The organism is Tessaracoccus lacteus (genome assembly GCF_029917005.1).
Classification (GTDB): Bacteria; Actinomycetota; Actinomycetes; order Propionibacteriales; family Propionibacteriaceae; genus Arachnia; species Arachnia lactea.
In genome coordinates, this window is the sequence record NZ_CP123967.1 from 1,678,750 (window position 1) to 1,691,300 (window position 12,551).

At 68.6% G+C, this 12,551-nt stretch carries 16 protein-coding genes; 7 read left to right on the plus strand and 9 right to left on the minus strand.

The annotated features are described in order from the left end of the window. Positions 1 to 156: a hypothetical protein gene (locus tag QH948_RS07740; RefSeq protein WP_219084006.1), complete on the minus strand. Its 156-nt coding sequence runs from the start codon at positions 154 to 156 to the stop codon at positions 1 to 3. An 89-nt stretch (positions 157 to 245) separates the two neighbouring features. Here QH948_RS07740 and mce point away from each other — a divergent pair, with 89 nt between their 5' ends. The 6 genes from mce (at position 246) to QH948_RS07770 (ending at position 4,882) form a co-directional block, all read left to right on the plus strand. Then, on the plus strand, positions 246 to 695 hold the full coding sequence (gene mce, locus QH948_RS07745; protein ID WP_281143887.1) for a methylmalonyl-CoA epimerase: 450 nt from the start codon (positions 246 to 248) through the stop codon (positions 693 to 695). Positions 696 to 824: 129 nt separating this feature from the next. Further along, positions 825 to 1,931 carry a coiled-coil domain-containing protein gene (locus tag QH948_RS07750; protein ID WP_281143888.1) on the plus strand — a complete coding sequence of 369 codons (1,107 nt, stop codon included), beginning with the start codon at positions 825 to 827 and terminating at the stop codon, positions 1,929 to 1,931. Then, entirely contained in the window at positions 1,928 to 3,121 is a 1,194-nt protein-coding gene (locus tag QH948_RS07755; protein WP_281143889.1) for an AI-2E family transporter, read from the plus strand. The genes QH948_RS07750 and QH948_RS07755 overlap by 4 nt, the downstream gene beginning before the upstream one ends. An 11-nt stretch (positions 3,122 to 3,132) precedes the next feature. Further along, positions 3,133 to 3,834, plus strand: coding sequence for an endonuclease NucS (nucS, locus tag QH948_RS07760; protein WP_438874138.1), 702 nt, complete (start codon positions 3,133 to 3,135; stop codon positions 3,832 to 3,834). Next, positions 3,834 to 4,109, plus strand: coding sequence for an Rv1322 family protein (locus QH948_RS07765; RefSeq protein WP_281143891.1), 276 nt, complete (start codon positions 3,834 to 3,836; stop codon positions 4,107 to 4,109). The genes nucS and QH948_RS07765 overlap by 1 nt, the downstream gene beginning before the upstream one ends. Continuing rightward, on the plus strand, positions 4,106 to 4,882 hold the full coding sequence (locus QH948_RS07770) for an alpha/beta fold hydrolase (RefSeq protein ID WP_281143892.1): 777 nt from the start codon (positions 4,106 to 4,108) through the stop codon (positions 4,880 to 4,882). Before QH948_RS07765 ends, QH948_RS07770 begins: the two co-directional genes overlap by 4 nt. A gap of 8 nt (positions 4,883 to 4,890) precedes the next feature. Here QH948_RS07770 and QH948_RS07775 read toward each other — a convergent pair whose 3' ends face one another. Further along, positions 4,891 to 5,550, minus strand: coding sequence for a peptidylprolyl isomerase (locus QH948_RS07775; protein ID WP_281143893.1), 660 nt, complete (start codon positions 5,548 to 5,550; stop codon positions 4,891 to 4,893). A 28-nt stretch (positions 5,551 to 5,578) separates the two neighbouring features. On the opposite strand from QH948_RS07775, the gene QH948_RS07780 reads away from it, so the two are divergent. After that, complete coding sequence (locus QH948_RS07780; RefSeq protein ID WP_281143894.1) at positions 5,579 to 6,187, plus strand: cob(I)yrinic acid a,c-diamide adenosyltransferase; 609 nt, start codon at positions 5,579 to 5,581, stop codon at positions 6,185 to 6,187. A gap of 4 nt (positions 6,188 to 6,191) precedes the next feature. Here the strand turns inward: QH948_RS07780 and QH948_RS07785 are convergent, their stop codons facing one another. The 7 genes from QH948_RS07785 to QH948_RS07815 form a co-directional block, all read right to left on the minus strand. Further along, the gene (locus QH948_RS07785; protein WP_281143895.1) at positions 6,192 to 6,653 is read right to left on the minus strand and encodes a DUF2550 domain-containing protein; all 462 of its coding nucleotides are present in this window, start codon (positions 6,651 to 6,653) and stop codon (positions 6,192 to 6,194) included. A 69-nt stretch (positions 6,654 to 6,722) separates the two neighbouring features. After that, positions 6,723 to 7,145 (minus strand): F0F1 ATP synthase subunit epsilon, encoded by a 423-nt coding sequence (locus QH948_RS07790; RefSeq protein WP_219083997.1) that lies wholly within the window; start codon positions 7,143 to 7,145, stop codon positions 6,723 to 6,725. 3 nt (positions 7,146 to 7,148) lie between these two features. Then, positions 7,149 to 8,600 (minus strand): F0F1 ATP synthase subunit beta, encoded by a 1,452-nt coding sequence (gene atpD, locus QH948_RS07795; protein ID WP_219083996.1) that lies wholly within the window; start codon positions 8,598 to 8,600, stop codon positions 7,149 to 7,151. A 20-nt stretch (positions 8,601 to 8,620) separates the two neighbouring features. Then, positions 8,621 to 9,547: a F0F1 ATP synthase subunit gamma gene (locus tag QH948_RS07800; protein ID WP_281143896.1), complete on the minus strand. Its 927-nt coding sequence runs from the start codon at positions 9,545 to 9,547 to the stop codon at positions 8,621 to 8,623. A 4-nt stretch (positions 9,548 to 9,551) separates the two neighbouring features. Next, positions 9,552 to 11,189, minus strand: coding sequence for a F0F1 ATP synthase subunit alpha (atpA, locus tag QH948_RS07805; protein WP_281143897.1), 1,638 nt, complete (start codon positions 11,187 to 11,189; stop codon positions 9,552 to 9,554). A 21-nt stretch (positions 11,190 to 11,210) separates the two neighbouring features. Further along, positions 11,211 to 12,008: a F0F1 ATP synthase subunit delta gene (locus tag QH948_RS07810; protein WP_281143898.1), complete on the minus strand. Its 798-nt coding sequence runs from the start codon at positions 12,006 to 12,008 to the stop codon at positions 11,211 to 11,213. Then, entirely contained in the window at positions 12,005 to 12,550 is a 546-nt protein-coding gene (locus tag QH948_RS07815; protein WP_281143899.1) for a F0F1 ATP synthase subunit B, read from the minus strand. The genes QH948_RS07810 and QH948_RS07815 overlap by 4 nt, the downstream gene beginning before the upstream one ends. Position 12,551 lies beyond the last annotated feature (1 nt).

Below are 12,551 nucleotides of genomic sequence, written 5' to 3' on the forward strand. Positions count from 1 at the left end.
TTATCCTGCCAGCGTCGTGAAGAAGCGGACGAAGGACTCGAAGGCCCCGAAGAAGGCACGCACCGCCTCGGCGGCGGCCTCCGGCCTGGTGACGAGGTACCAGATGACGAACGCCGCCACGAGCAGGAGCAAGAGCTTCTTGATCCAGTTGAGCACGATTGCCCTCCTCAGGGTGTCGACCCTCAATTCTGCCTGAGAGCACCCCCGGCGGCGAGTGGACGCGCCGGTGTGGGAAGCTTGGATACATGGAGAATTCGGATCTTTTCATCTGCATTGATCACGTCGGCCTTGCCGTCCCGGACCTCGACGAAGCCGTCAAGTTCCACACTGAAGTCCTCGGCTGGCGCGAGCTGCACCGCGAGGTCAACGAGGAGCAGGGCGTGGCCGAGGCCATGATGGGCACGGGCGACCAGCTCGCCGAGAACGCGCGTATCCAGCTGATCGCGCCGCTGAACGAGGATTCCACCATCGCGAAGTTCCTCGCGAAGAACGGACAGGGCATCCAGCAGATGGCCTACCGCGTCGCGGACCTCGACCACGTCAGCGCCGTCCTCAGGGAGCGCGGCATGCGCCTGCTGTACCCGGAGGCCCGCCGCGGCACCTCGGGCTCGCGCATCAACTTTGTCCACCCGAAGGATGCCCGCGGCGTCCTGCTCGAGCTGGTCGAGCTGCCCAAGGAGGCCGAGGAGCACTGAGTCTGACGACTCCCAGGAACATGACGGGGCGCCGCGGTGAAAGCCGCGGCGCCCCGCCTGTCATCTCTGGCTTTACTGTTCCCACCGACTACCCTCGGAGGTGGACTCATCCCTGAAGGAGCTGGACTGGTGACTGATTCGCAGCGCGACCTCGAGACCGAGGAGACCGGCCTCAACCTGTTCGACGAGAGCGCCTCGGCGGCGGGCAGCTTCCCGCACGCCATGCTCGGCTACGACAAGCACACCGTCGACAGCTACGTGCGTGAGGTCGAGATGAAGGTCAGCCAGCTTCGGGTACAGCTGCGCGAGGCCAACCGTGAGCTGCAGTTCACCAGGGCGGAGAAGGGCACCACCGACTTCACCCGGCTGGGCGCCCACGCGACCGGGCTGCTGAAGGCGGCGGAGGCACAGGCGGCGAGCCTCGTCGACCACGCCAAGCGCGAGGCTGAACGCATCAAGGCCGAGGGCCGACGCTCGGCCGCGGCCCTACGCTCCGCAGCCCAGCAGGAGGCCGACGACGTCAGGCTCACCGGGCTCAACGCCCTGCGCCAGCTCCGCCAGGAGCAGGCGGAGGTCGGCAAGTCGACGCTCGAGACGGCCAGGCGCGACGGCGAGCTCATAGTCGCCGACGCCCGCAGCCGCGCGACCAGCATCGAGGAGGCGGCCGGAGCCCGAGCCGAGGCCCTGCTCGCCAGCGCCCGCGCCGAGGCCGAACGCGTCGTGCAGGACGCCACCTCGCGGGCCACCAACCTGATGCAGGAGGCCACAGCCAAGGCCGCCGAGACCGTCCGGGCGGCGGAGCAGACCGCCACGGAGTCTGCGACGAAGACCGCCGCAACAGCCAAGGCCGCCGAGGAGTCGATTGCCGCCCGGCTCGCGCGCGCCGACCAGGATGCCGCCGAGGCCGCCTCGCGGGCTGCCCAGGCACGCGAGGAGGCGGCCGCGATCCGCGCCGAGGCCGTGCACGCCGCGGAGGAGATCCGCGTCTCGGCCACCCGGCTGAGCGAGGACACGCTCACCACCATGCGCGAGCGCGCCCGCGAGGCGGAGAACGAGCTCGAGGAGAAGCTGGCCTGGCGCCGCGAGCAGCTCGAGCGCGACATCGCCTCGCTGGAGACCCGTCGCTCGCAGGCGCTCGCCCAGCTCGGGAACCTCCGGGATCTCGCAGAGCAGTCCGGCGCGGAGTTCTCCGACGACGACACCACCGTCATCCGCACGCCCGATTCCCGTCAGTGAGCGATCTCCCCGAGCCGGAGCTCCCCGAGGAGCCCGCCTCGCGCCGCAGGCGCATCGGCCCGCCACGCCGCGGGGGGCTCGGCCAGCGGGTGCGCGGGCTGCTGGCCCCGCAGCCCATCGAGATCGTCGCCCCGGTTCCCCCGGAGCCTCCCTCCCAGGACACGTTCCGCCGCGCGCCCTTCATGATCGGGTTCCTGGGCGCCCTCGGAGTCCTTGTCGCCATCGGGCTGGCCCAGGCCGTGCTGGCCGTCCAGAGCGTCCTGATCCTGGTCGTGCTGTCGCTGTTCCTCGCGCTCGGGCTCAATCCGGTCGTCGAGTTCCTCACCCGCCGCCGGGTACGCCGCGGCCTGGCCGTCACCATCGTCACGGTGCTGCTGCTCGGCGTCATCGCGCTCGGCTTCACCGCGCTCGTGCCGCTGCTGACGGAGCAGACGACCACCCTGACGAGCAACCTCCCCGGCCTGCTGCGGAACCTCGCCGAACAGCCGCAGCTCAAGGCCATCGAGGAGCGCTACCAGGTCTTCGACAAGATCGAGTCCTTCATCACGTCCGGGGACCTGCTCAACAACCTCTTCGGCGGCATCCTGGGCGCGGGCCGGGCGGTGGCGGGGCTTGTCTTCTCGGTCATCATCACGCTCGTGCTCACCATCTACTTCATGGCCTCGCTCCCGACGATCAAGGAGACGATCTATGCGCTGGCCCCCGCGAGCCGACGGGCGCGGGCGCGCTACCTCGCCGACGAGATCTTCCGCGGCGTCAGCGGCTACATCACGGGCATGTTCGTCATCGTCACCGTCGCCTCCGTGTGCGCCTTCGTGTTCATGAACATCGCCGGGCTCGGCGCCTACTCGCTCGCACTCGGCTTCGTCGTGGCCATGTTCTGCTTCATCCCACTGGTCGGCTCGTCGCTGGCGATGATCACCGTCGCGCTCGTCGGCTTCGCCGTCAACCCGCCCATCGGCGTCGCCACGATCATCTACTTCCTGATCTACCAGCAGTTCGACGCCTACCTGCTCTACCCGACGGTGATGAAGCGGACCGTGAAGGTGCCGGGCGCTCTCGTCGTGCTCTGCGCGATCATCGGCGGCATGCTCTTCGGGGTGATCGGGGCCGTGATCGCGATCCCGACCACGGCGGCCGTGCTGCTGCTCTACCGCGAGATCGTGCAGCCTGCGTTGGACGCATCCTGAGACTCGGGTAGATTGGCACGGTGCGTTTGGTCATTGCCCGCTGCCAGGTTGACTACGTGGGCCGGTTGACCGCCCACCTCCCCATGGCCACCCGTCTGATCCTCGTGAAGGCGGACGGGTCCGTCTCGGTCCACGCCGACGACCGCGCGTACAAGCCCCTGAACTGGATGAGCCCGCCCTGCACCATGCAGGTCAGTGACCCGGAGCCCGAGGTCGCCGAGCACGGCGTGACGCAGGTCTGGCAGGTCAGGTCCAAGGACGGCGACACGCTGCGCATTCTGCTGGCCGACGTCATGCACGACTCCGACCACGAGCTCGGCATCGATCCCGGGCTGCAGAAGGACGGTGTCGAGGCGCACCTGCAGGCTCTGCTGGCCGAGCACCCGACGACGCTGGGTGACGGCATGAAGCTCGTCACCCGCGAGCACCTGACGCCCATCGGCCCAGTCGACCTGCTCCTGCGCGACGACGGCGGCAGGCTGGTCGCCGTCGAGGTGAAGCGGCGCGGCGAGATCGACGGGGTGGAGCAGCTGACGCGCTACCTGGACCTGATGAACCGCGACCCGCTGCTGGCCCCCGTGCGCGGCATCTTCGCGGCCCAGCAGATCAAGCCCCAGGCCCGGACGCTGGCCACCGACCGCGGCATCGAGTGCCGCCTGGTGGATTACGACGCGCTGCGCGGCCTCGACAACGCCGAGGATCGGCTCTTCTGATGGCGAGGCGTCGCCCCTCGAAGCATACGCGGCCGCCGAGGCCGCTGCTCTCGGGCGGGTATCAGCGCCGCGAGGCGCGGCGTGGAGCCACCTTCATCGTCCGCGACGTGCCGGCGCACCGCTCAACCAAGACCTACGTGTGCCCGGGCTGCCGGCACGACATCCCGCCGGGCACGGCCCACATCGTCGCCTGGCCGGAATCCGCGCCCTACGGCGCCGACCTCGGCCTGGAGGCGCGCCGGCACTGGCACAAGCACTGTTGGGGACTCGCATGAAGCTGAACTCGCTCACCGTCGGCTCGGGCTCCCGCGAGGTCGTGTTCCTGCACGGCCTCTTCGGGCAGGGCAAGAACTTCGGCACCGTCGCGGCTCCGCTCGGCGACCTCGCGACCTGCCACCTGGTCGACCTGCCCAACCACGGCCTCTCCCCCTGGACCCGCACGTTCGATCTCGACGAACAGGCCGAGATCGTGGCCGACTGGATCTCCGACGTGATCGTGATGCCGGTGACCCTCATCGGCCACTCCCTGGGAGGCAAGGTGGCCATGCGGCTCGCGCTGCGCCGCCCCGAGCTGGTGGACCGCCTGATGGTCGTCGACATCTCCCCCGCCCGCAACGACGCGGCCTCGCAGTTCGACTCGCTGGTCGGCGCGCTGCGGTCGCTGAACCTGGACACCCTGACGAGCCGCACGGAGGCCGACCGTCTCCTGACCGACCAGATCCCCGATACGACGGTGCGCCAGTTCCTCCTGCAGAACCTGCGTCACAAGGGCGACAGCTGGTTCTGGTGCGCGAACCTCGACCTGCTCGGCGACTCGCTGCACCAGATCGGCGGTTGGCCGCCGATCCAGAGCGAGTACGACGGGCCGGTTCTGTGGGTCGCGGGAGGTCAGTCCCCCTACATCCTGCCCGGGCACACGGAACCCATGCGCGAGCTGTTCCCCCGCATGACGCAGGTGACGCTCAAACGGGCCGGCCACTGGGTGCACGCCGACGAGCCCGCGGCGTTCGTGGAGCTCTGCCGGGCCTTCCTCGGCCGCGTCTTCTGAGGCCCCGCTCAGCCCAGCGTGATCGACGTGATCTTCGCCTCCGCGATGGGCGAGGTCTGGTCCACGGCGTCGACGCCCTGCGAGGCGATCGACCCGACGACGTCGATCCCGGCCTGGTCCATGGTGCCGAGCACGGTGTAGTCGGCCGGCAGGTCGGTGTCGGCGTAGACGAGGAAGAACTGCGAGCCACCCGTGTTCTTCGCGCCGCGGTTGGCCATCGCGACCGTCCCGGCCGGGTACGTGGTGCCCGAGGTCACCTCGTCGGGAATCGTGTAGCCGGGGCCGCCCGTCCCCGTGGCCGTCGGGTCGCCGCACTGCAGGATGAAGATCCCCGTGTCGACGAGCCGGTGGCAGACCGTGTCGTCGTAGAACCCCTGCTCCGCCAGCGAGACGAAGGAGTTCACCGTGCACGGGGCCGTCGCGCGGTCCATCGTCACGTCGATGTCACCCGCCGTGAGCTCGATCGTGGCGACCAAGGTGCCCGCCGCCGGCACTCCGGTGGTCTCCGGCGGGTCGACAGCCCGCGCCGGCTCGCCGTCGCTGGGGTAGCTACACGTCGTCAGCCCCTCCGAGGCAACCGCGCCGGCCGACTCGTTGGCGTCCGCGCATCCGCTCAGGGCGAAGGCGGCTGCGGCGGTCAGGACTGCGGCGAGGCGTAGCGTGTGCACGCCGCCCACTCTGGCATAGATTGACCCAATGGTCACTTTGTCGAAGATCTACACGAAGACCGGCGACGGCGGCACGACCCGCCTCGTCGACAACTCCGAAGTCCGCAAGACGGACGTGCGCGTCGAGGCGTATGGGCACGTGGACGAGGCCAACTCGGCCATCGGGCTCGCCCTGGCCCTCGGCGGCCTGCCGCCCCGCCTCGTCGAGATGCTGCGGCTCATCCAGAACGAGCTGTTCGACGTCGGCTCGGACCTGGCGAACCCCTTGGATCCCGAGCCGAAGTGGCAGCCGCTGCGCATCGAGGAGCACTCGGTCGAGCGGCTCGAGGGCTACATCGACGAGCTGCAGGAGGGCCTCGAGGTGCTGCGCAGCTTCATCCTGCCCACCGGCACCCCCGCCGGCGCGCAGCTGCACGTGGCCCGCTCCATTGCACGCCGGGCGGAACGCGCCGCCTGGCGGGCCCGCGAGGAGCACGGCGTCAAGGAGGTCGGTGGGATCAACCCGCTGGCGGTCCGCTACCTGAACCGCCTGTCGGACCTGCTGTTCGTGATGAGCCGGGTCGCCAACGGCACCGAGCATGAGGTTCTGTGGGTGCCGGGCACCGACCGGGAGAAGCCGGAAACCGGCCGCCACTGAGGCGTCAGCGGGGAGAACTCGCGCTGCCTGGCAGGTAATGGCTGCCGGGTGGTGCGGACTCCAGCCAGCTCATCAGGGCGAGCACCTCGTCGGGCGACATAGACAGCGAGCTGACCTTGTCAGTGACCCGGTTGCGCACCGACACGACGACGGAGTCCTCGAAAAGCGCGATCGCCTCCAGCCCTGCCGGTTGTCGCTGGTGGACATACGCTGTCACGGCGCGGCCGAAGAGCGCCTTGGGCCGGAGGCTCAGTGAGAAGGAGCGGAACCACTCGAGGTTCTCCCCTCGGTAACGGGCCACGCCGAGGACCCAGCCGGCCCCGCCAGGGTCCTCCCGCATCCGGTAGGCGCAGTCAAAAAGGCCGCCCTGGCCTGTGAGCCAGCGGCGGCGGAGATAGAGGAGCACGAACGGGAGGAGCACCACGAGCGCGCAGATCAGCGTGACGATCACGATCTGCCAGCCCATCGGGGCCCTCCCTTCAATGTGCCTCAGGGCAGCCCGTGGTAGCGGGCCGCCCTGAGTGGTGGTGTGAGCCTAGTGCTCCGACGTGTGTGAAGCGTACGCCTCGCCGGCGACGATCTGCGCCTGGAGGATCCTCAGGTGGTGCAGCTCGTCGTCATCGGCACGGCCCTGCAGCGCCTTGGCCTCGAGGGTCGCGGCCTGCTGCTGGGCCTCGTCGAGGCCAACCTCATGTCCGAGGTGCGCCCGCTCGGCGAGGATGGACACGCGGCCATGGGCGACGGAGATGTACCCTCCATCGACCGCGATGGTCTCGCTTCGCCCGTCGTCCGTCACGATCTCGACCGCGCAGGGCACGAGCAGGGCCATCAACGGCTCATGGCCCGGCAGGATGCCCACGTCACCCTCGACCGTGCGCGCGATGACGTTGACGGAGTCCCCCGACCAGACCAACCGGTCGGCTGAGACCACCTCGACGTGCAGCGGAGGACGCTCCACGGCTCAGCCTTCCTTCTGGATCTTGGCCCAGTTGGCCATGACGTCATCCATGTTGCCGACATTGAAGAACGCCTGCTCCGCGATGTTGTCGACCTCGCCGTTGCAGATCATCTGGAACGACTCGATGGTCTCGGCAAGCGGCACCGTCGAGCCCGGGATATTGGTGAACTTCTCCGCCATGTAGGTGTTCTGCGACAGGAACTGCTGGATGCGGCGCGCACGGTTGACGACGATCTTGTCCTCCTCGGACAGCTCGTCGACGCCGAGGATCGCGATGATGTCCTGCAGCTCCTTGTTGCGCTGCAGGATCTGCTTGACGCGCACCGCGGTGTCGTAGTGGTCCTGGCCGATGTACTGCGGGTCGAGGATGCGGCTGGTGGAGCTCAGCGGATCCACGGCCGGGTACAGACCACGCGAGGCGATCTCACGCGACAGCTCGGTCGTGGCGTCGAGGTGCGCGAACGTCGTGGCCGGGGCCGGGTCGGTGTAGTCGTCGGCGGGCACGTAGATCGCCTGCATCGAGGTGATCGAGTGGCCGCGCGTCGAGGTGATGCGCTCCTGCAGCTGGCCCATCTCGTCGGCCAGGTTCGGCTGGTAGCCCACGGCAGAGGGCATGCGGCCGAGCAGCGTGGAGACCTCGGAGCCGGCCTGCGTGAACCGGAAGATGTTGTCGATGAAGAGCAGCACGTCCTGGTTCTGCACGTCGCGGAAGTACTCCGCCATGGTCAGGGCGGAGAGCGCCACGCGGAGACGGGTGCCCGGGGGCTCGTCCATCTGGCCGAACACGAGCGCGGTGTCCTTGAGGACGCCGGCCTCCTCCATCTCGTTGATGAGGTCGTTGCCCTCACGGGTGCGCTCCCCCACGCCGGCGAACACCGAGGTGCCGCCGAAGTTGTGAGCGATGCGGTAGATCATCTCCTGGATCAGGACGGTCTTGCCGACGCCGGCGCCGCCGAACAGGCCGATCTTGCCGCCCTTGACGTAGGGCGTCAGCAGGTCGAGCACCTTGATGCCCGTCTCCAGCATCTCAGTGCGGGGCTCGAGCTCGTCGAACTTCGGGGCCGGGCGGTGGATGGGCCAACGCTCCGTGACCTCGATGCTCGACGGGTCGACGTTCAGGACGTCGCCGGTCACGTTCCACACGTGACCCTTGGTGACGTCGCCGACGGGCACGGAGATCGGGGCACCGGTGTCACGGACCTCGGCGCCACGGCGCATGCCGTCGGTGGGCTTCAGTGCGATGGCGCGAACCAGGGAGTCACCCACGTGCAGGGCGACCTCCATGGTCATGGTGCGCTGCTCGCCCATGACCTCGGTGTCGACGAGCAGCGCGTTGCCGATCTCGGGGATCTGGTCACCCGCGAACTCGACGTCGACGACGGGGCCGATGACGCGGGCGACGCGGCCGATGCCACCGGTGGTGGCCGGCTGCGTCTCGCTCACAGTGGCAGTCATTTCGGTGTTCCTCACTCGTTTCAGGCGGTTTCGGACAGCGCCGAGGCGCCGCCCACGATTTCAGTGATTTCCTGCGTGATCTCGGCCTGGCGTGCCTGGTTGGACTCGCGCGTCAGCTTCTCGATCAGGGTGTCGGCGTTGTCGGTGGCGGACTTCATGGCCCGCTGTCGGCTCGCCAGCTCGGAGGCCGCGGACATCAGCAGCGCCGTGTGGATCCGGTTCGCGATGAACAGTGGCAGCAGCTTGTCGAGCACCTCCTTGGCGTTGGGCTCGAAGTGGTAGAACGGGTGGATATCGTGCACGGTCCCGTTCTGGTCGATGTCCCTCAGCTCGGGCGCGTCGGCCTCCTCGACCACCAGCGGCAGCAGACGCCTGGTCACGACGGTCTGCGTCAGCATGGACACGAAGCGGGTGGTCACGATGTGGATCTGGTCCACCCCGCCCTCCTCGGTCGGGGTGAGGAACTTCTCCAGCAGCACGTCGGCGATCTCGCGGGAGTGCCGGTACTCGGGCCGGTCGGAGAAGCCCGTCCAGCTCTGCTCGATCCTCCGGCGCCGGAAGTCGAAGTACGCCAGCCCCTTGTTGCCGGTGATGTACTGCACGACCTCCTGGCCCTCCCCGATCAGCTTGGCGTGCAGCTGCTCGGCCTCCTTGATGGCATTGGCGGAGTAGGCGCCGGCCAGGCCACGGTCGGAGGTGATGAGCAGCATGGCGGAGCGCTTCGGCTTCTCGACGTCCACCAGCAGCGGGTGGTCGATGTCGTGGTGCGCGGAGGCCAGGGCCGAGACGGCCCTGGTCAACTCCTGCGTGTAGGGAACGGCGGCCCTCGCCGTCGCCTGCGCCTTGACGATGCGCGAGGCGGCGATGAGTTCCATGGCGCGCGTGATCTTGCGCGTCGTCTGGACTGACCGACGACGCTCCCTCAGTTCGCGCAGACTGCTCGCCATGGCGTCAGCTCCGCTTCTGACGGACGATCGTCTCCTGGCCGATCTCCTCGTCGGTGAGAGGCTTGTGCTCTTCCTTGCCGGGAAGCAGCTTGCCCTCCGATGTGCGGAAGATCTGGCGGAAGTCGACGATCGCCTTCCGGACGGCGTCCTTGCGGTCGTCGCCGAACACGAAGTCGGCCGCGATTCCGGTCAGAGTGTCGCTGTTGTGGCGCAGGTAGTCCAGGAACTCCTGCTCGAACCGCAGCACGTCGTCGACGGGGACGTCGTCGAACAGGCCCTCGGTGCCGGCCCAGACGCTGATGACCTGGTCCTCGACCGGGTACGGCGCGTACTGGCCCTGGCGGAGCAGCTCGGTGAGACGGGCGCCCCGGTCGAGCTGGCGACGGGTGGCGGCGTCCAGGTCGGAGGCGAACATGGCGAAGGCCTGCATGTCGCGGTACTGCGCCAGCGAGATCTTCAGCGATCCTGCGACCTGCTTCATCGCCTTGACCTGCGCGGCGCCGCCGACGCGGGACACGGAGACGCCGACGTCCACGGCGGGACGCTGGTTGGCGTTGAACAGGTCGGACTGCAGGAAGATCTGGCCGTCCGTGATCGAGATGACGTTGGTCGGGATGTAGGCCGAGACGTCGTTCGCCTTGGTCTCGATGATCGGCAGGCCGGTCATCGATCCCGCGCCCAGCTCGTCGGAGAGCTTGGCGCAGCGCTCCAGCAGGCGGGAGTGGAGGTAGAACACGTCGCCGGGGTAGGCCTCACGGCCCGGCGGGCGACGCAGCAGCAGCGACATGGCGCGGTAGGCCTCGGCCTGCTTGGTCAGGTCATCGAAGACGATGAGGACGTGCTTGCCCTGATACATCCAGTGCTGGCCGATCGCGGAACCGGAGTAGGGGGCGATGTACTTGAAGCCCGCGGGATCGGACGCCGGAGCGTGCACGATCGTCGTGTATTCCAGCGCACCCGCGGCCTCCAGCGTCGAGCGGACCTCGGCGATGGTGGAGCCCTTCTGGCCGATGGCGACGTAGATGCAGCGGACCTGCTTCTTCGGGTCACCGGAGGCCCAGTTGGTCTTCTGGTTGATGATCGTGTCGAGCGCGATGGCCGTCTTGCCGGTCTTGCGGTCGCCGATGATCAGCTGACGCTGCCCACGCCCGATCGGGATCATGGCGTCGATGGCCTTGAGGCCGGTCTGCAGGGGCTCGCGCACCTCCTGGCGGTCCATGACGCCGGCGGCCTGCAGCTCGAGCGCGCGGCGTCCCTCGATGCCGCTGATGTCGCCGAGGCCGTCGATCGGGTTGCCCATCGCGTCGACCACGCGGCCGAGGTAGCCCTCGCCTACGGGGACGGAGAGGACCTCGCCGGTGCCGTACACGGTCGACCCCTCGTCGATGCCCTCAGAGTCGCCGAGCACGACGACGCCGATCTCACGCTCGTCCAGGTTCAGGGCGATGCCCAGCGTGCCGTTGGCGAAGCGCAGCAGCTCGTTGGCCATCGCCGAGGGCAGGCCCTCGACGCGGGCGATGCCGTCGCCGGAGGTGACGACGGTGCCGACCTCGGTCTTCGAGGCCGAAGCCGGCTCATACGACTTGACGAAGTCGTCAAGAGCGCTGCGGATCTCGTCCGGACTGATGGTGAGTTCAGCCATTGCGTTCTACTTTCTTGGGTGTCACAGGTTGACGAGTTGCCGGCGGGCGTCTTCGAGCCGGGCAGCAACAGTGGATTCGATGACGTCGTCGCCGATGGCCACGTTCACCCCGCCGATGACGGAGGGGTCGACGTGCACCTGCAGCGACAGGGGCTTGCCGGCGGACTTCTCGAGTGCGGCCTTCAGGCGGGCCGTTCGGGACTCGTCGAGCGGGCGGGCGACGGTGACGCGGGCGATGGTGAGACCGGCGAGTTCGGCCGCCGCGCGGAGGAACCCGCCTACGGTGGGCACGAAGGCCGCCAGGTTCGGCCGGACCGCCCGGTCGAGGAGCGCCTGGGCCACGGGGCTGATCCTCCCGCCAAAGAGGCGTTCGAGCAGCTCACGCTTCTCGGCCGCGCCGTACGACGGGTTGCGCAGCGCCACCGCTAGCTCCGGGTGGTCACGCACCACGCTCAGCGCCTGGAACAGGTCGCTGGTCACGGTGTCGAGCGTCCCGTCGCTCCTGGCGGCCTTCAGCTTCAGCCGGACCCCCTCGCGCTCGAGTGCCTCGACGAACGCCGCACCGCTCTCGAACTCTGCGGCCGAGAAGGCGCTGAGCACCTCGAGGGTGGCCGGGGCGACCTTCCCGCGGAAGATCCGGGAAGCGAGCTCGACGCGCGAGCTCTCCGCCGCGGACGGGTCCGACAGCGACCGACGCAGCATCACGTTGCCGTCGAGCAGGTCGACGACCGCGAACAGCTCGTCGGAGGTGACGGCATCGGTGTCGATGCCGTCGACCTGAGCGTCGAGCTGCGCGATGACAGCGTCGCCGGCCTTCATCGGGCCTGACCTGCCGACTCGAGATCAGCGAGGAACCGGTCAATGGTGCGCTGGGCGCGCTCGTCGTCGCTGAGCGACTCGCCGACGATCTTGCCGGCCAGTGTGGTGGCCATGGTGCCCACCTCGCCGCGGAGCTCCCCCACCAGGTGGAGACGCTCGGCCTCGAGCTGGACCCGGCCTGCCTCGAGGATCCGCTGGGATTCCCTCGTCGCCTTGTCGCGTGCCTCGGCGAGGATCGTGGCGGACTGGTTCTTCGCGTCCTCACGGATGCGGGCGGCCTCCTCGCGGGCAGCCTTGAGCTGCTCGGTGTAGTCGGCCAGCGCTGCCTCGGCCTTCGCCTCGGCCCGCGCCGCGCGCTGCATCCCGCCCTCGATCTTGTCGGAGCGCTCCTGATACATCTTCTCGAAGGCAGGAACGACGACCTTCCACATGATGACGAAGATGATCAGCATCAAGACGATGCCGACGATCACCTCCGACATGTGATGGGGCGCAAGAGGACCGAGATCGATCTCCTGCAGCACCCCAAGGTTCGGGGACATC

Bases quoted from the DNA above. Each gene is read 5' to 3' on its own strand.
- mce (WP_281143887.1), top strand. From the start codon at position 246: ATGGAGAATTCGGATCTTTTCATCTGCATTGATCACGTCGGCCTTGCC.
- QH948_RS07765 (WP_281143891.1), top strand. From the start codon at position 3,834: ATGGCGAGGCGTCGCCCCTCGAAGCATACGCGGCCGCCGAGGCCGCTG.
- QH948_RS07770 (WP_281143892.1), top strand. From the start codon at position 4,106: ATGAAGCTGAACTCGCTCACCGTCGGCTCGGGCTCCCGCGAGGTCGTG.
- QH948_RS07780 (WP_281143894.1), top strand. From the start codon at position 5,579: ATGGTCACTTTGTCGAAGATCTACACGAAGACCGGCGACGGCGGCACG.
- QH948_RS07785 (WP_281143895.1), bottom strand. From the start codon at position 6,653: ATGGGCTGGCAGATCGTGATCGTCACGCTGATCTGCGCGCTCGTGGTG.
- atpD (WP_219083996.1), bottom strand. From the start codon at position 8,600: ATGACTGCCACTGTGAGCGAGACGCAGCCGGCCACCACCGGTGGCATC.
- QH948_RS07800 (WP_281143896.1), bottom strand. From the start codon at position 9,547: ATGGCGAGCAGTCTGCGCGAACTGAGGGAGCGTCGTCGGTCAGTCCAG.
- atpA (WP_281143897.1), bottom strand. From the start codon at position 11,189: ATGGCTGAACTCACCATCAGTCCGGACGAGATCCGCAGCGCTCTTGAC.
- QH948_RS07810 (WP_281143898.1), bottom strand. From the start codon at position 12,008: ATGAAGGCCGGCGACGCTGTCATCGCGCAGCTCGACGCTCAGGTCGAC.
- QH948_RS07815 (WP_281143899.1), bottom strand. From the start codon at position 12,550: ATGTCCCCGAACCTTGGGGTGCTGCAGGAGATCGATCTCGGTCCTCTT.